The 17,300-nt window shown below is 73.3% G+C and carries 18 protein-coding genes and 1 pseudogene; 7 read left to right on the top strand and 12 right to left on the bottom strand.

Annotation, left to right across the window (positions count from 1 at the left end):
* Window positions 1-66 precede the first annotated feature (66 nt).
* The 3 genes from AB0D01_RS32160 to AB0D01_RS32170 all read right to left on the bottom strand — a co-directional run bounded on the left by AB0D01_RS32160 (window position 67) and on the right by AB0D01_RS32170 (window position 3,435).
* A complete protein-coding gene (locus AB0D01_RS32160) occupies window positions 67-1,440 on the bottom strand; it encodes a DUF2637 domain-containing protein (RefSeq protein ID WP_363061469.1) in 1,374 nt (457 codons plus the stop codon).
* Between the two features lie 95 nt (window positions 1,441-1,535).
* Window positions 1,536-2,342, bottom strand: coding sequence for a DUF3558 family protein (locus AB0D01_RS32165; protein ID WP_363061471.1), 807 nt, complete (start codon window positions 2,340-2,342; stop codon window positions 1,536-1,538).
* Between the two features lie 136 nt (window positions 2,343-2,478).
* Window positions 2,479-3,435, bottom strand: coding sequence for a DUF3558 domain-containing protein (locus AB0D01_RS32170; protein WP_363061473.1), 957 nt, complete (start codon window positions 3,433-3,435; stop codon window positions 2,479-2,481).
* Between the two features lie 174 nt (window positions 3,436-3,609).
* Between AB0D01_RS32170 and AB0D01_RS32175 the strand changes: the two genes are divergently transcribed.
* On the top strand, window positions 3,610-4,803 hold the full coding sequence (locus AB0D01_RS32175) for an RtcB family protein (RefSeq protein WP_363061475.1): 1,194 nt from the start codon (window positions 3,610-3,612) through the stop codon (window positions 4,801-4,803).
* An 81-nt stretch (window positions 4,804-4,884) separates the two neighbouring features.
* Here the strand turns inward: AB0D01_RS32175 and AB0D01_RS32180 are convergent, their stop codons facing one another.
* Entirely contained in the window at window positions 4,885-5,457 is a 573-nt protein-coding gene (locus AB0D01_RS32180) for a Uma2 family endonuclease (protein ID WP_363061477.1), read from the bottom strand.
* 160 nt (window positions 5,458-5,617) lie between these two features.
* Here AB0D01_RS32180 and AB0D01_RS32185 point away from each other — a divergent pair, with 160 nt between their 5' ends.
* On the top strand, window positions 5,618-6,292 hold the full coding sequence (locus AB0D01_RS32185; RefSeq protein ID WP_363061479.1) for a polysaccharide deacetylase family protein: 675 nt from the start codon (window positions 5,618-5,620) through the stop codon (window positions 6,290-6,292).
* A gap of 59 nt (window positions 6,293-6,351) precedes the next feature.
* On the opposite strand, the gene AB0D01_RS32190 is transcribed toward AB0D01_RS32185, so the two are convergent.
* From AB0D01_RS32190 to AB0D01_RS32200, 3 genes are all read right to left on the bottom strand, one after another.
* On the bottom strand, window positions 6,352-7,779 hold the full coding sequence (locus AB0D01_RS32190; protein WP_363061481.1) for a hypothetical protein: 1,428 nt from the start codon (window positions 7,777-7,779) through the stop codon (window positions 6,352-6,354).
* A gap of 156 nt (window positions 7,780-7,935) precedes the next feature.
* Window positions 7,936-8,703, bottom strand: coding sequence for an SDR family oxidoreductase (locus AB0D01_RS32195; RefSeq protein WP_363061483.1), 768 nt, complete (start codon window positions 8,701-8,703; stop codon window positions 7,936-7,938).
* Window positions 8,704-8,815: 112 nt separating this feature from the next.
* Window positions 8,816-9,148 carry a YnfA family protein gene (locus AB0D01_RS32200; protein ID WP_363061485.1) on the bottom strand — a complete coding sequence of 111 codons (333 nt, stop codon included), beginning with the start codon at window positions 9,146-9,148 and terminating at the stop codon, window positions 8,816-8,818.
* Between the two features lie 136 nt (window positions 9,149-9,284).
* Between AB0D01_RS32200 and AB0D01_RS32205 the strand changes: the two genes are divergently transcribed.
* Window positions 9,285-9,803: a hypothetical protein gene (locus AB0D01_RS32205; protein WP_363061487.1), complete on the top strand. Its 519-nt coding sequence runs from the start codon at window positions 9,285-9,287 to the stop codon at window positions 9,801-9,803.
* Between the two features lie 120 nt (window positions 9,804-9,923).
* On the opposite strand, the gene AB0D01_RS32210 is transcribed toward AB0D01_RS32205, so the two are convergent.
* The 3 genes from AB0D01_RS32210 to AB0D01_RS32220 all read right to left on the bottom strand — a co-directional run bounded on the left by AB0D01_RS32210 (window position 9,924) and on the right by AB0D01_RS32220 (window position 12,422).
* Entirely contained in the window at window positions 9,924-10,715 is a 792-nt protein-coding gene (locus AB0D01_RS32210) for an ABC transporter permease (RefSeq protein WP_363061489.1), read from the bottom strand.
* On the bottom strand, window positions 10,712-11,680 hold the full coding sequence (locus tag AB0D01_RS32215) for an ATP-binding cassette domain-containing protein (protein ID WP_363061491.1): 969 nt from the start codon (window positions 11,678-11,680) through the stop codon (window positions 10,712-10,714). The genes AB0D01_RS32210 and AB0D01_RS32215 overlap by 4 nt, the downstream gene beginning before the upstream one ends.
* Window positions 11,681-11,759: 79 nt before the next feature.
* On the bottom strand, window positions 11,760-12,422 hold the full coding sequence (locus tag AB0D01_RS32220; RefSeq protein WP_363061492.1) for a DUF4097 family beta strand repeat-containing protein: 663 nt from the start codon (window positions 12,420-12,422) through the stop codon (window positions 11,760-11,762).
* Window positions 12,423-12,646: 224 nt separating this feature from the next.
* Here AB0D01_RS32220 and AB0D01_RS32225 point away from each other — a divergent pair.
* Both AB0D01_RS32225 and AB0D01_RS32230 read left to right on the top strand, forming a co-directional pair.
* Window positions 12,647-12,853, top strand: a pseudogene (locus AB0D01_RS32225) (helix-turn-helix domain-containing protein); the annotation flags it as partial.
* Between the two features lie 162 nt (window positions 12,854-13,015).
* Window positions 13,016-13,408 carry a MarR family transcriptional regulator gene (locus AB0D01_RS32230; RefSeq protein ID WP_363061604.1) on the top strand — a complete coding sequence of 131 codons (393 nt, stop codon included), beginning with the start codon at window positions 13,016-13,018 and terminating at the stop codon, window positions 13,406-13,408.
* Here AB0D01_RS32230 and AB0D01_RS32235 read toward each other — a convergent pair.
* Window positions 13,405-14,163, bottom strand: a complete 759-nt coding sequence (locus AB0D01_RS32235) for a Mut7-C RNAse domain-containing protein (RefSeq protein ID WP_363061494.1) — start codon at window positions 14,161-14,163, stop codon at window positions 13,405-13,407. The genes AB0D01_RS32230 and AB0D01_RS32235 overlap by 4 nt on opposite strands.
* 175 nt (window positions 14,164-14,338) lie before the next feature.
* Window positions 14,339-14,998, bottom strand: a complete 660-nt coding sequence (locus tag AB0D01_RS32240) for a hypothetical protein (protein ID WP_363061496.1) — start codon at window positions 14,996-14,998, stop codon at window positions 14,339-14,341.
* A gap of 133 nt (window positions 14,999-15,131) precedes the next feature.
* Between AB0D01_RS32240 and hemL the strand changes: the two genes are divergently transcribed.
* Both hemL and AB0D01_RS32250 read left to right on the top strand, forming a co-directional pair.
* Complete coding sequence (gene hemL, locus AB0D01_RS32245) at window positions 15,132-16,454, top strand: glutamate-1-semialdehyde 2,1-aminomutase (RefSeq protein WP_363061498.1); 1,323 nt, start codon at window positions 15,132-15,134, stop codon at window positions 16,452-16,454.
* Window positions 16,451-17,125, top strand: coding sequence for a histidine phosphatase family protein (locus tag AB0D01_RS32250; protein ID WP_363061499.1), 675 nt, complete (start codon window positions 16,451-16,453; stop codon window positions 17,123-17,125). Before hemL ends, AB0D01_RS32250 begins: the two co-directional genes overlap by 4 nt.
* Window positions 17,126-17,300 lie beyond the last annotated feature (175 nt).

A 17,300-nucleotide genomic window follows, 5' to 3' on the forward strand; every position in this document is an offset into this window, starting at 1 on the left:
GTGACGTGAGGAAGGGCCCGCACCCCTCGGGGGGTGCGGGCCCTTCCGCGCGTGTGGCGCCGGCGGCTAGGCGATGTGCTCGTTCTCCAGGTCGCGCTGGTAGCGCTGCTTCAGGTCCGGCATCAGCCGGGTGATGGTCGAGAAGCTGCGCGGGTGCGCGATGCCGTGACGGTCCGAGAGGTATATGTCGACCTGCTCGGGGCTCGGGACCTTGCCGTTCTCCTCGATGTACGTACGGAACACCTCGTACGCCGCCTCGGTGAACCGGGCGTCGTCGATCGAGTCGACGTCCTCGGCCCCCTGCGGCCGGTCCGCGTCCGGGGTCGGCCGCGGGGCGGGGCCCTCCTCGACCGGCTCCGGGTGGTACCCGCCCTCGTACGCCGCCTTCGGGTCCAGCGGACCCGCGAACCAGGCGCTGTCGTGGGCCGCGGGCATGGCCGTGGGGTCCACGGCGAACGGCGCGGGGGCGTGGACGCCGGGAGCGGGGGCCGGGGCGGGAGCCGGGGCGGGGGCGACCGGAGCGGGGACCTGGGCCGGAGCCTGGGCCTGGGCCTGGGCCGGGATCCGGACCTGGGCCGGCAGGGGCTGCGGCCGTGGGTCGGGGGCCCCGTCGTCGGCCCGCGGCGTGACCGGGGAGACCGGGGCGTCCGCGGCGTGGGCGGCGTCCGTCGTGTCCGGCGCCTCGGCGGCCGGCAGGGCCACGGCCGCCGTCGCGGCGGCCGTCGCGGCGGGAGCCTTGCGCACCGGCGGCAGCAGGACCGGGTCGATGCCCGCCGCCGCCAGCCCCTCGGGAGCCGTCTGCGCGAGCGGCACACCGATCCGGGCCAGCCGCAGCGGCATCAACGCCTCCACCGGCGCCTTGCGCCGCCAGGCCCGCCCGTAGCGGGCCTGGAGCCGCGCCTGGTAGATCAGCCGGTCCTGCTCCATGACGACGGCCTGCTCGTAGGAGCGCAGCTCCCACAGCTTCATCCGCCGCCACAGCTTGAACGTCGGCACGGGGGAGAGGATCCAACGGGTGATCCGCACCCCCTCCATGTGCCGGTCCGCGGTGATGTCCGCGATCCGGCCCACGGCGTGCCGCGCCGCCTCCACCGTGACCACGAACAGGACCGGGATCACGGCGTGCATGCCGACACCGAGCGGATCCGGCCAGGCGGCGGCGCCGTTGAACGCGATCGTCGCCGCCGTCAGCAGCCACGCCGTCTGGCGCAGCAGCGGGAAGGGGATCCGGATCCACGTCAGCAGCAGGTCCAGCGCCAGCAGTACGCAGATGCCCGCGTCGATACCGATCGGGAACACCAGCGAGAAACTGCCGAAGCCTTTCTGCAGGGCCAACGCCCGTACCGCGGCATACGAACCGGCGAAGCCGATGCCCGCGATGACCACGGCACCGGCGACCACGACGCCGATGAGTATCCGGTGCGTACGAGTCAGCTGCATCGCGGCCACCCGCGGTCCCCTCCCCTTGTCGAGCTATGGCAGGCACAGCGTACGGGTGACCGGAAGCCGCTCTTCCCGTAGGCCCCCCAAGGGTGTTACTGCTGCGGCGAGGCGGAGGACGAGGCCGAGGCGGAGCCGGACGGGGCGGCGGAGCCCGAGGGGGCCCCGTCGGGCTGGTCGGCGGCGCTGCCGACGGAGGTCACGGCCTCCTTCGTCGCGGCGATCGCGTCCTGGAGCAGCTTGGCCGCGTCCGGGGCGCCGGCGCCCTCGTAGGCGGCACCGTTGTAGTCCACCGTGATCACGACGTTCTGGGTGCGGGCCACGATCGTGGTGTTGGCGAAGTCCACGTCCTTCTTGACGCCGAAGGTCACCGAGGTGGCCTGGTCGCCTATGCCGCCGGCCTGCTCGGCCTTGACGTTCTGCGCGCCCTCGGCGGTCTTCGCGGTCTCGACCTGCTTGTTGTACTGGTCCTCGGCCCGCTTGTTGCCGCTGCCGAGCGAGGCGTGCGAGTCGTAGCGGACCAGCGAGACGGACAGCCAGCGGTACTGCGAACCCTTCGCACCGTCGGTGTCGAGGCCGTTCCAGGAGCAGCTGGCGCGGTTGGCGAGGTCGTTCGACTTGGCCGCCGTGCCGTTCTTCTCCTTCGCCTCCGGGACGAGCGAGTCGATGGTCTTCGACGCGACCGCCTTGCAGGGGTCGGGCAGCTTCGCGAACGCCACCTTCTCCAGCGCGGCCGAGGGCTTCGAGCTGGGCTGGGAGGAAGAAGAGGAGGACCCGGACTTCTTGGCGGAGTCCGAGCCCGAGCCCTTCCCCGAATCGGACGAGCAGCCGGCGACGGTGAGGATCACCGGGACGGCCGCACAGGCGAGGACGCGGGTGAGGCGCGAGGCAGATCGCTGCATGGTTCCTTCAGACGGTTGGGGTCTTCTTGCGGGGCGCGTTTCGGGCGCGGGACCCGAGCAACGGTAGCCCGATCGGGTGGCGGCCTGCTGTGCGCGCCGTCACGATCGGCCCCCACGGCACCCGCCGGCGGGCCCGCTACTCGTTGAAACGCTCGGCGAGGGCCTCCGCCAACTCCAGTGCCCCGTCCTGCGTTTCCGCGCTCGGCGGGACCGTTCCCGCGGCGGTGGGCTGGACGCTGTACTCGACGGTGACGATGACGTTCGCGGTACGGAACACGATCCGCACCGTGCGCGCCTGCGCGGCGGTGGCGCCCGCCGCGCTCAGCTTGTCGTCGAGGAAGGCCTCGTTCCCGAGCCCCTCCAGGACGCGGGAGCCGAGCTCGGGCGGGGCGGTGGGGGAGGTGGACGGGGAGCCCGACGCGGGGGCGGAGGGCGCGCCCGAGGGGGCTCCGGACGGGGCTCCTGACGGGTCGGCCGGCGGGGGCGACGCGGGGGGCGCGGAGGAGGCGGCCGGGGAGGCCTGCGGTGCGGGTGTGCCGGTGGCGGGCGGGGCGCCCGGGGCCGGCGCGGTGGAGGACGCGGGCGCGCCGGGGCTCGTCGTCGGCCCGGGGGAGGGCAGGTGGGCGGCCGTCAGGCGGCTGACGTAGACCTGGCGGGCCTTGTCGTCGTCGCTCATCGCGGCGCGGTCGTAGGAGACGACCCGCTCGAACTGGACGGACAGCAGCAGGGTGCCCTCGGGGCCCTGCGCGTTCCACCGGCAGCCCACCTTGCGGTCGCCGTCGAAGGAGGCGTCCGCGGTGCCCGCGTAGAGCTTGTCGCGCTCCTCGGTGGTCAGGGAGTCCGCGGCCGGGAGCATGGCGCGCAGCCGCTTGCCGTCGGCGGCCTTGCAGGGCTGCGGCAGGCTGCGGTACTTGCCCGGTTGGGCGGGGGTGGCGGTGCTCGCGCCGCCCTTGGCGTCGCCGGTGCCCCCGATGCCGCCGCCGTCGGTGCACCCGGTGAGGCCGGTCGCTCCGGCCACGAGCGCGGTGAGCATCGCGACGCCGGGCAGCACCCTGTGTCGTACCGCCCTGCGCCGCTCCACGTCCACTGGCACGCCTTGGCTCCCTTGGTTCCCTCGGGAAAATCCGTTGCCGCGACTTGGGCACGGATGGACACAATGTCTATCGCACGCGCTGGTGCCGGCGCCGGTTCCCTGTCTGCTTTGGGGCGATGAGCGAGGCTTTTGCGTAATCAGACTTTTCTTTGGTTTTCGGGGGATTGACTCCTTATGTCGTATGTAGAGGTACCCGGGGCGAAGGTCCCGATCCGGATGTGGACCGATCCCGCGTCGGTCGAGGACAGCGCGATGCGCCAGCTCCAGAACACGGCCGGCCTGCCCTGGATCAAGGGCCTGGCCGTGATGCCGGACGTCCACTACGGCAAGGGCGCCACCGTCGGCTCGGTCATCGCCATGAAGGACGCGGTCTGCCCGGCGGCGGTCGGCGTGGACATCGGCTGCGGCATGTCGGCGGTGAAGACCTCCCTGACGGCCAACGACCTCCCGGGGGACCTGTCGAAGCTGCGCTCGCGGATCGAGCAGGCGATTCCGGTGGGTGCGGGGATGCACCGGGAGCCGCTGGACCCGGCGCGGCTGTACGGGTTTTCGGAGGCGGGGTACGCGGACCTGTGGGGGCGGTTCGACCACCTCGCGGACGCGGTCAAGTTCCGTCACGAACGCGCCATGAAGCAAATCGGAACGCTCGGATCCGGAAATCATTTCGTCGAGTTCTGTCTTGATGAGTCAGGTTCGGTCTGGCTGATGCTGCACTCCGGGTCCCGGGGCATCGGCAACGAGCTGGCCGCGCACCACATCGGCGTGGCACGCGGACTCGCGCACAACCAGAACCTGGTCGACCGCGACCTGGCCGTCTTCCTCGCGGCGACCCCGGAGATGGAGGCGTACCGCAACGACCTCTTCTGGGCCCAGGAGTACGCCAGGTTCAACCGCGCGGCGATGATGGGCCTCTTCAAGGAGGTCGTGCGCAAGGAGTTCCGCAAGGCGAAGGTCTCCTTCGAGCAGGAGATCAGCTGTCACCACAACTACGTGGCGGAAGAGCGCTACGACGGCATGGACCTGCTGGTCACGCGTAAGGGCGCCATCCGCGCGGGCAGCGGCGAGTACGGGATCATCCCCGGCTCGATGGGGACGGGCTCGTACATCGTGAAGGGGCTCGGCAACGAGCGGTCCTTCAACTCCGCTTCGCACGGCGCGGGCCGCAAGATGAGCCGTACGGCGGCGAAGAAGCGGTTCTCGGCGCGCGACCTGGAGGAGCAGACGCGGGGCGTGGAGTGCCGCAAGGACTCGGGAGTCGTGGACGAGATCCCCGGCGCGTACAAGTCGATCGACCAGGTCATCGAGCAGCAGACCGACCTGGTCGAGGTGGTGGCCAAGCTCAAGCAGGTCATCTGCGTCAAGGGCTGACCCGCGCCCTCGGGCGCGGTTGTCGGGGGGATGGAGGAGCCCGGACCGGTACCCGGTCCGGGCTCCTCCGTTTCCCGGGCGTCAGTCGAGCAGTGTGTCCACGGACAGTTCGAGGGACACCCCGAGGTGGTCGGGGAGCGTCAGCGAGGTGCCGCGCTTGAAGGCCCGGCGCTGCCGGTAGCCCGCCGCGCGCGGGTCCGCGTACATCACGACCTCGTCGTGGTGGCGGTCGGCGACGACGTAGACCGGGACGCCGGCCCTGGCATAGCCCTCCACCTTCGGGCCGGTGTCGTCCGCCCAGTTCGAGGAGGTGATCTCCAGGATCATCCGGAAGACGTCCGGTCGGTAGCAGTTCTTCGCGACCCTGTGGTCCAGGAAGTCCGCCTCGACGAGCGAGAAGTCCGGGACGGCGTAGTCGTCGTCGCCGGTCGGGAGCCAGATGCCGATCCCCTGGAGGAACTCCAGTCCCGCCTTCTCGGCGCCGGCCTCGTGGAAGGCGACGGTGAGCCGGGTCAGGGTGCGGGCGTGTCGCCCGTCGGCGGGTGGTGTCACGGTGAGCCTCCCCTGGAGAATCTCCACTCGGTGTCCCGGAAGCTCCCTGGAGAGTCGATCGGCGGCCTCCGCGATCGTGGTCTCGTGTTGCATCGCGGCCATAGCTTCCTCCTCTTCGCGGCTCACGCTTCCGGAGCGTATCCGTGGCCGTCGACAAACCGCGCGGATTCACCCGTACGGGCCCGGGCGGGTGCGGAATGGGCAACTTCCGCTGGTTGGGCGGGGGTTGACGGAGGGGTTGGTCTGGACCAGGGTGTGCGGCATGTGGAGATCTCGCGTGGTCGTCGCCGCGCTCGCGTCGTTGTCGCTCGCCCTCGGGGCCGCCGGGTCCGCGCAGGCGGGGGTGGGGTTGCCCCCCGTCGTGTCGCACGTGCCGACCCAGGAGAAGGTCGTCTTCATCACCATCGACGACGGCTGGAACCACGATCCGGAGGCCGCCCGGATCCTGCGGGAGAAGCGGGTGCCGGCCTCGCTGTTCCTGCTGCCCGGCGCGACCTCGTACGACACCGGCTACTTCACCGACCTCGCCGAGCAGGGCCGCGTCACCTTCGAGAACCACACCGTGAACCACCCCGACCTCACCACCCTCGACGCCGCCGGCAAGGACGCCGAGGTGTGCGGGGCCGGGGAGCGGCTGGCGGAGACCTTCGGGAAGACGCCGAAGCTGCTGAGGCCGCCGTACGGGGCCGTCAACGACGACGTGCGGCTCGCGGCGAAGGCCTGCGGGGTGAAGGCGCTGATCACCTGGACGTACGACTTCACCACCTGGGGGCAGACGCCGCCCACCCCGCAGCTGAAGGCGGGCGACATCGTGCTGCTGCACTTCACGCCGACGCTCGCGGCCGACCTCCAGCGGGCCCTGGACGCGGCGAAGGCCGCAGGGCTGAAGCCGGCGGCGCTGATGCCGCACCTGAAGGCGGCCGGGTACGTCTCCTAGGGCCTGTCGTCAAACTCCCGTCGTCGCCCGTAGGGCAGGCGGGAGTTTGACGACAGGGCCTAGGGCGTCGGGGCACGCCGCACCGGGCGCCGCGCGGCGCGGAGTGCGGCGCTGCGGTGTCGGCGGGCGTGCAGGGCGACGACGAGGGCGCCGGCGGTGGGCAGGGCCGCGAGGGCGGCCCAGGTGGCCGGTCCGGTCCGGGGGGCCGGGGGCGTGGTGCGGGCCTCCAGGACGTCGTCGGGCGTGCGGGCGATGCCGGTGTGGACGAGCTCCAGCGCCGCCGACCGCCCGGCGGCCGGGGCCCGGACCCGACCGACCGCGCCCTCGACCCGGCGGTCGATGCGCACCGTGAGGTAGGCCCGGTCGCCACCGCAGAAGCCGGTGCGGGTCGGGGGTGAGCTCCGGACGCCGCAGTACGTCTCCTCGGAGGGGTGGGAGCCGATCCCGGGCGGCTGGAAGGAGACGCCTTCGGGCAGGTCGACCCGGACGTTCGTCGCGTACGCGAGCGGGATCGTGACGTACTGGCCGACCCGGCCCCGCAGGGTCAGCGGGGTGGCCAGGAAGGCTCCGGTGTCCGGCGAGGCGGCCGGGGCGAAGGGCATGCGGCCGGGTTCGCCGTAGCCGCGGTCGCGGTCGAGGGTGTCGGCGTCGACGGTCCTCAGGCCGAGGGGGGCGCCGGTGCCCCGGGTCCAGCCGGGTTCCGTCCGCGCGTCCGCGTCCGAGGCGGTGTCCGCGGCGGTGTCCAGGGGGGTGACCTCGTACGCGTACGCGCCCCGGGCGGTGTCGCGGGCGCCGGGCGCGGCGCGCAGCGGCGCGTCGGTCTCGTAGGCCCGTCCGGGGATCGGGGGGCCGGGCAGGGTGCAGGCGGCCTCGCGGCGGTCGGGGGAGTAGGCGCAGTTGGTGTGGGTGGTCGCGAGGCGCGGGCCGTCGGCCGGGTCGCCGTCGCCCGACGGGTCGGAGAGGGTCAGGCGCAGCAGCACCGGGCCGGGGGCCGGCGGGCCGCCGGCGACGAACGCCGGGGTGATCGGGGGCGGGGTGGCGGCCTCGGCGGCGGGGAGCCGCGCGGCGCGGTGGATCCGGAGCCGGAACTGCGGGCGGCCGAGGTGCACGCGCGCGGCGTGGGTGACGGGGGCGTACCCGGGGGCGGTGAAGCGGGCGGTGATCGTGCCGGCGTCGCCGACCGCGGGGGTGAGCGGGGTCAGGGCGAAGGGCAGGACGTCGCGGTCGGGGCCGCCGGCCGGCAGGGCGCAGCGCACCCGGCCCGGGGAGGCGGCGCAGCCGGGGGCGAGGTCGTGGACGCGGACCGGGCCGGTGAGGGCGGTGAGCTCGTACGTGGCGACGAGGCCGTGCAGGGCCCGGCGGCGCGGGGCCCGCAGGTGGGTTTCGAAGGGGGTTCCGGCGGTGACGAAGAACGTCGTGCGGGGGTGCCAGAGCCGCAGGGCGGGCGCGTCCGGGTCGCCGTCCGGCCCGTCCGACCCGGAGGGCATGACGGAGGCCGAGGTGAGCGCGCCGAGGCAGGCCGCGGCGGTGAGGAGCGCGGCGAGGAGGGTGTTCCTCGCCGCCGCGCCCCGCCGACGTGTGCGCGGACGTGTGGTTGCGCTTAACCGTGCGTGTGGCATCCGGCCCCCCCCGCTTCGTGTGGTTCAGAGGTCGCGGTGGACCTTGGTGTTCGAGGCCTGGGCGCGGGGGCGGACCACCAGGAGGTCGATGTTGACGTGGCTGGGGCGGGTCACCGCCCAGGTGATGGTGTCGGCCACGTCGTCGGCGGAGAGGGGTTCGGCCACGCCCGCGTAGACCTTGGCGGCCTTCTCGGTGTCGCCGCGGAAGCGGGTGGTGGCGAACTCCTCGGTCTTGACCATGCCGGGGGCGATCTCGATGACGCGGACCGGCTGTCCGACGATCTCCAGGCGGAGGGTTTCGGCGAGGACGCGGGCGCCGTTCTTGGCGGCGACGTAGCCGGCGCCGCCTTCGTAGGTGGAGTGGCCGGCGGTGGAGGAGAGCACGACCACGGTGCCGTCGCCGGAGGCGGTGAGGGCGGGCAGGAGCGCCTGGGTGACGTGGAGGGTGCCGATGACGTTGACCTCGTACATCGTGCGCCAGTCGGCCGGGTCGCCGGTGGCGACGGGCTCGGCGCCGATGGCTCCGCCGGCGTTGTTGACGAGGACGTCGCAGCGGTCGAGGGAGGCGGCGAGGGCGTCGACGGCGGCGCGGTCGGTGACGTCGAGGGCGTGGGCGACGGCCTGGTGTCCGGCGTCCGTCAGCTCGGCGGCGAGGGCCTCGATGCGGTCCTTGCGGCGGGCGGTGAGGACGACGCGGTAGCCGGCGGCGGCGAGCTGCCGGGCGGTGGCCGCGCCGATTCCGCTGCTCGCGCCGGTGACTACGGCGGTTCGGGTGGCCGGGCGCGTGCTCATGGGCGGGGCTCCTCGTGCGGTCGTGTCGCGGTTCGGGCGTACGGGGTGGCGTACGGGTCGCGCCGCGCGGTGGTTCGTTCGTACGGGCGATTCCCGGCCAGCATAGGCGGGGTCAGCGGCGCGGCGCGTACATGATCACGGCCATCCCGGCGAGGCAGACGAGGGCGCCCAGGACGTCCCAGCGGTCGGGGCGGTAGCCGTCGGCGACCGCGCCCCACAGGAGGGAGCCGGCGACGAAGACGCCGCCGTAGGCCGCGAGGACGCGGGCGAAGTCGCCGTCGGGCTGGAGGGTGGCGACGAAGCCGTAGAGGCCGAGGGCGATGACGCCGGCGCCGATCCAGGCCCAGCCCTTGTGTTCGCGAACGCCCTGCCACACGAGCCAGGCGCCGCCGATCTCCAGGAGTGCGGCGAGGGCGAAGAGGGCTGCGGAGCGGGCGATCTGCATGGGGGCAGCGTACGCAGGCGAATGGGGGTGGGCTCGCCCTCGTTCGTGTGATGGTCCGACCGGAGGGAGGGGCGGGTGGCCTAGCGTCCGCGCGAGGACACGAGGACACGAGGGTCACGAGCAGGAGGTGGTGGCGGTGGCGGTGCGCCGTGGCGCCGTACGCGGTGTGGTGGTGGCGGGGTTGCTGGCGCTGGCCTGCGCCGCCCAGGCGGGCCCGGGGGCGTGGGCCCCGGGCGGCGCGTGGGCCGCCGGGTCCGGCCGGGGCGCGGGGCCGGAGGCCGACGTCGCCTACCACGGGCGGGTGACCCTGTCCCAGGGGCGGCTGCGGGTGTGGATGGTCCCGGAGAACGAGGGGCCGGCGGCGTTGGCCAACGCGACCGTGCGGGTGAGGCTGTCCGCCGACCTGGCGGACCGGCAGGAGCTGGCCGACGGGTGCGCGCGGGCGGGGGCGCGGGAGGTGGTGTGCGAGACGGGCCCGCTGCCGCTGCACGGGCGGGGCCGGCACATCGGGTTGGCGCTGGCGCTGGCGGAGCGGCCGGCGGAGGTGCTGGTGCGGATCGACACCTGGTGGAACGGCGGGGCGACCGACCGCGACCTGGCCGACAACGACCACCTGGTGCTGGCGCTGGACACCGGGGACGCGTACGCCTTCTGAGCCGGTCCGCAGGTGCGAGCCGGGCCGGACACGCCGACGGGGCGGCGTCCGCGACGTGGTGTCGGGGGACGCCGCCCCGGGTGGGACGGGGTGCGGGAGCGGCCCGCGGGCGCACGGCGGCTACTTCGGGTCGCGGTTGAACGAGGCCGTCGACCAGCGGTAGCCGAGGGCGGCGAGGACCAGGCACCAGCCGAGGGCGAGCCACCCGTTGTGGCCGATCTCGGTGCCGAGCAGGAGCCCGCGCAGGGTCTCGATGGCGGGGGTGAAGGGCTGGTACTTCGCGAACGGCTGGAACCAGCCCGGCATCGCCGTGATCGGGGTGAAGGCGCTGGAGACCAGCGGCAGCAGGATCAGCGGCATGGCGCTGTTGCTCGCGGCCTCGGCGTTCGGGCTGACCATGCCCATCCCGACCGCGATCCAGGTCAGGGCGAGGGCGAAGAGGACCAGCAGGCCGAACGCGGCGAGCCACTCCAGGGCGGTGGCGTCCGTGGAGCGGAAGCCGATGGCGACGGCGACGGCGCCGACGAGGACCACGCTGGCGACGGACTGCATGACGCTGCCGACGACGTGTCCGATGAGCACGGATCCGCGGTGGATGGCCATGGTGCGGAAGCGGGCGATGATCCCCTCGGACATGTCGGTGGCGACGGACACCGCGGCTCCGATGACGGTGGAGCCGATGGTCATCAGCAGGATGCCGGGGACCACGTAGGCGACGTAGGCGGAGCGGCCGCCGCTGCCGCCGGAGATGCCCGCGCTCATCGTCCCGCCGAAGACGTAGACGAACAGGAGCAGCAGCATGACCGGGGTGAGCAGCAGGTTCAGGGTCAGCGAGGGGTAGCGGCGGGCGTGCAGCAGGTTGCGGCGCAGCATCGTGGACGAGTCGCGGACGGCGAGGGAGAGGGCACTCATCGGACAGCCTCCTTCGGCTGGGCGGTCGGGGTGGTCGCGGGGGAGCCGGTCAGGGCGAAGAACACGTCGTCGAGGTCGGGGGTGTGCACGGTCAGTTCGTCGGCCTCGACGCCGACGGAGTCCAGCCGGTCGAGTACGGAGCGCAGGTGGCGCTGGCTGCCGTCGCTGGGGACCTGGAGCGTCAGCGCCTCGTCGTCGCGGGTGGCCCCGGGCAGGGCGGCGCCGGCGGCGCGGTGGGCGGCGGGGTCGGTGAAGCGCAGTCGTACGTGGCCTCCGGGGACCAGTCGCTTCAGTTCCTCGGCGGTGCCCTCGGCGGCGATGGTGCCGCCGTGGAGCACGGCGATGCGGTCCGCGAGCTGGTCGGCCTCCTCCAGGTACTGGGTGGTGAGGAAGACGGTGACGCCGCCGGAGACGAGCTCGCGGATGATCTGCCACATGTTGTGACGGGAGCGCGGGTCCAGGCCGGTGGTCGGCTCGTCGAGGAAGATGACGCGCGGGTCGCCGACCAGGGTCATGGCGATGTCGAGGCGGCGCCTCATCCCGCCGGAGTAGCCGGCGGCGGGCTTCTTCGCGGCCTCCACCAGGTCGAAGCGTTCCAGGAGTTCGGCGGTGATCCGGCGTCCCTCGCGCCGGGGCAGGTGGTGCAGGTCCGCCATGAGGAGCATGTTCTCCTCGCCGGTGATCAGTCCGTCGACCGCGGAGAACTGGCCGGTCACGCCGATCGCGGCGCGTACGGCGCGGGGGTCCTCGGCGAGGTCGTGGCCGGCGACGCGGACCTCGCCGGCGTCGGGGCGGATCAGGGTGGAGAGGATCTTGACGGCGGTGGTCTTGCCGGCGCCGTTGGGGCCGAGGAGGGCGAAGACGGTGCCGGTCGGCACGCTCAGGTCGACGCCGTCGAGCACGACCTTGTCGCCGTAGGACTTGCGCAGTCCGCGTGCCGCGATGGCGATGGACGGGCTGGTCATGGGAGGTGCTCCTTCTGGAGGCTGCGGGGCGGGGCGGGGCGGGTCCGGGGTCCGGGGTCCGGGGTCCGGGGGCCGGCGGTCAGAGGCTGCGGGCGGTGATGTCGCCGTAGGAGGTGGTCGCGTGGACGTCGAGCTCGGCGGCGCCGTCGTTGCGCAGGTGGTTGGCGACGCGGCCGTAGGCGGTGCCGGCGTCCAGCGAGGCCGAGACCCCGGCGGCGGCGGTGATCGAGATGTCGCCCTGCTGCGTGTTCAGCACGACCGTGCCGCGCCCGGCCTCGGCGACGCGGATGTCGCCCCGGGTGGTGGCGATCCGGGCGGGGCCGGTCAGGCGGCCGACCTCGACGGTGCCGTCGACGGCGGTGAGGTCGACGCTCGCGGCCTCGTCGATCTTGATCTGTCGGTAGGCGCCCTCGAAGGCGATGTCGCCGAGCCGGCCGACGGCCCGGAACTCGGTGCTGGCCGCCTTGCCCTCGACGCGGGAGCCGGCGGGCACTCGGACGGTGACCTCGACGGATCCGGAGGGGCCGAGGTACTGGTTCTTCGCCGGCACCGCGATCCGCAGGACCCCGTCGGCGAACTCGACCGAGGTCTGCTCGGCGGCCTTGACGTCGCGGCCCTTGGAGGGGTTGGTGGGCCGGACCTCGACCGTGGTGTCGGCGCGGTCGGCGGCGATGATCTGGACGCGGCCGGCGGGGATGTCCAGGGCGGTGGTGATCGGGGTGGGGGTGGGGAAGGTCTGCATGGCGCTCTCCTTGCGGCTCGCTGTTTCCGATGAACGAAAAGCTACGTTGCGTTCATGATCTCGGCAACATGCTTGTTGCGCTGAAAAGCAGTAATTGCAGGTGAAGTGCCAATTATCGTTGCGATGGTTCTGCGAGGAACGCAACTCGAAAGTGTCAAATGTTGCAATGGAGTGAGCGTGAACGCTATGCTCGCGGCATCGGACGACATGTGAAGGAGGGCGCGATGCCCGGCGGCAGGCTCACCCAGAAGGACCGTCAGCAGATCGCGCTGGGGCTGGCCGACGACCTGCCCTACGCCGAGATCGCCCGGCGCCTGGAGCGTCCGACCTCTACGATCACGCGCGAGGTGATGCGCAACGGCGGCCCCGCCGGCTACCGCGCGGACCTCGCCCACCGCGCCACCGAGCGGCGCGCCCACCGCCGCAAGCCCGGCACCACCCCCGGGGCGGAGCCGGTCGTGCTGCCGCACGGGCGCGATCCCGAGGCGGTGGCGGAGTACGAGGAGCTCTACACCACCGTCATGATGGGCTCGGGCCTGTCCAAGATGATGTCGCGGGTGATGGTCTGCCTGCTCACCACCGACTCCGGCAGCATGACCGCGTCCGAACTGGTCCGGCGCCTCCAGGTCAGCCCGGCGTCCGTCTCCAAGTCGATCGCGTTCCTGGAGAGCCAGTCCCTCGTGCGCAGGGAGCGCGACGAACGCCGCCGCGAGCGCTACGTCATCGACGAGGACCTCTGGTACCAGTCGATGCTGGCCAGCGCCCGCTCCCTCGTGCAGCAGGTCGAGATCTCACGGCAGGGCGCCCAGGTCCTCGGCGCCGGCACCCCGGCCGCCGTCCGCCTGGAGAACGTCGCCCGCTTCCTCGACTTCGTCGCCGAGAGCATCACCCGCTCCGCGGAACAGGCGCGCGAGATCCTCTACTCGACGTCCGGGACGGTCGCGCCGACGCCGGACGCCGAAGCCGTCCCCGGGGCCCAGGCCTAGGCCGACTCCCGGTCCGACTCGCGCGCCGCCGCGTCGCCGAACTCGGCCACCGCCTCCTCGACGATGCGCTCCAGGCGGGCGTGGTGGGCGCCGCGCCAGTAGACGCGCTCGCAGGCGACGCACTGCGCGAAGACGTCGTACGAGCGCTGCGTGCCATGCTCCAGCCGGTCCCCGACGGAGTCCTTGTCGGCCTCGCGCAGGGCCCCGTTGCAGGCGGTGCAGCGGGTCCAGGGGGCGAGCGCGGGGGCGAAGCGGCCCAGGACGTCGCGCAGTTGCTCGTCGGGGTTGTCGCTGTAGACGTAGGCGCCGGCGAAGATCTCGCGCCGGCGCAGCAGTCCGCGGTCGCGCGAGAGCAGGACGCGGTCCTCGGCGGCGGAGCGGGTGGCGAGGGCGGGGTCGCCCGGGTCCTCGTTGTCGTAGGCGGCGTCGACGCCGAGCAGGCGCAGCCGGCGGGCGAGGGTGCCGAGGTGGACGTCGAGGAGGAAGCGCAGCGGGGCCCCCGGCACGCGCTGGGGGCGGTCCACGCCGAGCACCTCGACGGACTGGCCGGCCAGGGGCACGTAGGAGAACGGCACCTCCCGGCCGTCGACGAGGAGCCGGCCGACCTCGGTCAGCGGGACGCCCGCCGACTCGACGACGTGGCCGAGGCTGGAGGCGCCGTCGGTGGCGGTCGGTACGCGGTCCGCGCGCCGGCTGGGCGGGGCGAAGAGGCGCAGTTCGGGGGCGAGGGTGAGCTGAATGCCGGGACCGTTCACGGGGCCAGCATGCCACCGGATCCCGGGCGGGCGCGGCCGAATTACGACCCCCCGCGATCACGACCCCCGCGATCACGACCCCCGCGGCGGGCCCGCGGACGGCGGCCGGCCGGGACCCCGTCCCGCGGGCCCGGCCGATCCGCCCCGGCGTCGGGGGCGGTCCGTCGGGCGTGGGTCAGGGCCAGACCAGGCAGTAGGGCTGGTGGCCGGCCTCGTGGAGGCGGTGGGAGAAGTCCTGCCACTCGTGCAGGAGCTGGTAGACGTTGAACGCGTCGCGCGGGCCGCCCCGGTCGGGGACCGTCGACCAGATGAAGGCCGCCGCGCCGACGGACTCCTCGCCGACCCCGCGCAGCGGGTCGACGACCGTCATGGGGAGCTTGACCACCGCGTAGTCGGGGTGCAGGACGACGAGCTCCAGCGGGGGCACCTTGTGCAGGGGTATGCCCTCGATGCCGGTCAGGACCATCGCGGCCACCGTCTCCGGCTTGATCTTGGTGAACATGCCGCCCATGCCGAGCTCGTCGCCGCCGAGCTCCTCCGGGCGCATCGTCTGGGGCACGCGCGCGGCCGTCGCCCCGTCCGGGGCGCCGAAGTACTTGTAGGTCACGCCCATGCCGCGACCCCTGGGGAGGTCGTCCTCGGGTGCGTCGGCGGCCTCGCCGCCGTCGGGCCGACCGCTCGACGAGCGCGTGATGTCCGTGATGTCCGGTACGGGGTCCGCGGCCTCGGCGGCTCGCCGCCGGTGCTTGCCGCGACGGCGGGCTTCACGGGCTTCGCGGGCGCGCTGCGGGTCGAGGCCGTCCGTACCCTCGCCCGGTCCACCACCGCGTTGCATATCTCCACCCGACACGTATTGCCTGCCCCGGCCCCGCGGCCCCCGCCACGCAGCCTGATCATCATGGCAGTGACCTCCCCCGCGGCGGCGCGGTGAAACGCCCGCCCGCAAGTCTGTCGCGGCCTCTGAGACCATGGCTGGTGTGAGCTACCCGTACCCGTATGAAGCCCCAGTTTCGCAGACGCTCTTCGAGCGCGCGTCCCTCGTGACCCCCGGCGGCGTGAACTCTCCCGTCCGCGCCTTCCGTGCCGTGGGCGGTACGCCCCGGTTCATGGTGTCCGGCACCGGTCCGTACCTGACCGATGCCGACGGGCGGGAGTACGTCGACCTCGTCTGCTCGTGGGGACCGATGATTCTCGGCCACTCGCACCCCGAGGTGATCGAGGCCGTCCAGGCCGCCGTCGCCCGCGGTACGTCCTTCGGCACGCCCGGTGAGGGCGAGGTCGCGCTGGCCGAGGAGATCGTCGCCCGCATCGAGCCCGTCGAGCAGGTGCGCCTGGTGTCCTCCGGCACCGAGGCGACCATGTCGGCGATCCGGCTGGCGCGCGGATTCACCGGCCGCGCCAAGGTCGTCAAGTTCGCCGGCTGCTACCACGGTCATGTCGACGCGCTGTTGGCCGCCGCCGGTTCCGGTCTGGCGACCTTCGCGCTGCCCGACACCCCCGGGGTGACGGGCGCGCAGGCCGGCGACACGATCGTGCTCCCCTACAACGACCTCGAAGCGGTGCGGGCGGCGTTCGCCGCGCACCCCGGTGAGATCGCCTGCGTCATCACCGAGGCCGCGCCGGGCAACATGGGCGTCGTGACCCCGGGCGAGGGCTTCAACCAGGGTCTGGCCGACCTGTGCCGCGAGAACGGCGCGCTGTACATCTCCGACGAGGTCATGACCGGTTTCCGCACCTCGCGGGCCGGCTGGTACGGCGTCGACGGGGTCAAGCCCGACCTGATGACCTTCGGCAAGGTCATGGGCGGCGGCTTCCCGGCGGCGGCGTTCGGCGGTCGCGCCGACGTCATGGGCCACCTGGCCCCGGCCGGTCCGGTCTACCAGGCGGGCACGCTCTCCGGTAACCCGATCGCCACCGCCGCGGGCCTCGCGCAGCTGCGGCTGCTGGACGCGGCGGCGTACGAGAAGGTCGACGCGGTCTCGAAGGAGATCCAGGGCCTGGTGACGGGGGCGCTGGCCAAGGAGGGCGTGGCCCACCGGCTCCAGACGGCGTCCAACATGTTCTCCGTGTTCTTCACGGCGGACGCGGTCCGCAACTACGACGAGGCGAAGACCCAGGAGGGCTTCCGCTTCAACGCGTTCTTCCACTCGATGCTGGCGCAGGGCGTGTACCTGCCGCCGTCGGCGTTCGAGTCCTGGTTCGTGTCCACGGCCCACGACGAGCGGGCGGTCGAGCGGATCGCGGCGGCGCTGCCGGCCGCCGCCCGCGCCGCGGCGGAGGCGACGGCATGAGCGACATCACCGTCGTCCACCTGATGCGGCACGGAGAGGTGCACAACCCCGACGGCGTGCTCTACGGGCGCCGCGCGGGCTACCACCTCTCGGAGCTGGGCCGGCAGATGGCCGACCGGGTCGCCGAGCACCTCCAGGACCGGGACGTCACGCACGTGGTGGCCTCCCCGCTGGAGCGGGCGCAGGAGACGGCCACGCCGATCGCGAAGGCGCACGGGCTGGACCTGGCGACCGACGGCCGGCTGATCGAGGCGGGCAACGTCTTCGAGGGCAAGACCTTCGGCGTCGGTGACGGGGCGCTGCGCAAGCCGGGCAACTGGAAGCACCTGACGAACCCGTTCAAGCCGTCGTGGGGCGAGCCGTACGTGGAGCAGGTCGTGCGGATGATGAGCGCGATCGAGGCGGCGCGGGACGCGGCGCGCGGGCACGAAGCGGTGGCGGTCAGCCACCAGCTGCCGATCTGGATCGTGCGGAGCTTCGCGGAGAAGCGGCGGCTGTGGCACGACCCGCGGCGCCGGCAGTGCACGTTGGCCTCGCTGACCTCGTTCACGTACCAGGGCGACAAGCTGGTGTCGGTGGGGTACAGCGAGCCGGCGCGGGACCTGGTGCCGGCGCACCTGCTGGCCGGGGCCAAGCCGGTGAAGGGCAAGTCGAAGGCCTTCGGCGCGTAGGTCGTCTCCGGGAGGGACGGCCCGGTCGCGGCGGGGTTTCCGGGGGCGGTGCCCCCGGGCCCCGCGCCGTGCGCGGCCGCTGCGCCGCCGGGTTCCTCTCCGCTCTCTCCGCTCTCGCCGTTCTCGGCGGACTCCCAAATTTCATACAAGTTCTCCGCGATGCCGACGCGGCACC

It is taken from the genome of Streptomyces sp. NPDC048606, assembly GCF_040650855.1.
In the GTDB taxonomy this organism is placed as follows: Bacteria; Actinomycetota; Actinomycetes; order Streptomycetales; family Streptomycetaceae; genus Streptomyces.

Coding starts and splice junctions, on each gene's coding strand:
- AB0D01_RS32160 (WP_363061469.1), bottom strand. CDS start 1,440: ATGCAGCTGACTCGTACGCACCGGATACTCATCGGCGTCGTGGTCGCC.
- AB0D01_RS32165 (WP_363061471.1), bottom strand. CDS start 2,342: ATGCAGCGATCTGCCTCGCGCCTCACCCGCGTCCTCGCCTGTGCGGCC.
- AB0D01_RS32175 (WP_363061475.1), top strand. CDS start 3,610: ATGTCGTATGTAGAGGTACCCGGGGCGAAGGTCCCGATCCGGATGTGG.
- AB0D01_RS32180 (WP_363061477.1), bottom strand. CDS start 5,457: ATGGCCGCGATGCAACACGAGACCACGATCGCGGAGGCCGCCGATCGA.
- AB0D01_RS32185 (WP_363061479.1), top strand. CDS start 5,618: ATGTGGAGATCTCGCGTGGTCGTCGCCGCGCTCGCGTCGTTGTCGCTC.
- AB0D01_RS32190 (WP_363061481.1), bottom strand. CDS start 7,779: ATGCCCTCCGGGTCGGACGGGCCGGACGGCGACCCGGACGCGCCCGCC.
- AB0D01_RS32195 (WP_363061483.1), bottom strand. CDS start 8,703: ATGAGCACGCGCCCGGCCACCCGAACCGCCGTAGTCACCGGCGCGAGC.
- AB0D01_RS32200 (WP_363061485.1), bottom strand. CDS start 9,148: ATGCAGATCGCCCGCTCCGCAGCCCTCTTCGCCCTCGCCGCACTCCTG.
- AB0D01_RS32210 (WP_363061489.1), bottom strand. CDS start 10,715: ATGAGTGCCCTCTCCCTCGCCGTCCGCGACTCGTCCACGATGCTGCGC.
- AB0D01_RS32215 (WP_363061491.1), bottom strand. CDS start 11,680: ATGACCAGCCCGTCCATCGCCATCGCGGCACGCGGACTGCGCAAGTCC.
- AB0D01_RS32220 (WP_363061492.1), bottom strand. CDS start 12,422: ATGCAGACCTTCCCCACCCCCACCCCGATCACCACCGCCCTGGACATC.
- AB0D01_RS32230 (WP_363061604.1), top strand. CDS start 13,016: ATGACCGCGTCCGAACTGGTCCGGCGCCTCCAGGTCAGCCCGGCGTCC.
- AB0D01_RS32240 (WP_363061496.1), bottom strand. CDS start 14,998: ATGCAACGCGGTGGTGGACCGGGCGAGGGTACGGACGGCCTCGACCCG.
- hemL (WP_363061498.1), top strand. CDS start 15,132: ATGGCTGGTGTGAGCTACCCGTACCCGTATGAAGCCCCAGTTTCGCAG.
- AB0D01_RS32250 (WP_363061499.1), top strand. CDS start 16,451: ATGAGCGACATCACCGTCGTCCACCTGATGCGGCACGGAGAGGTGCAC.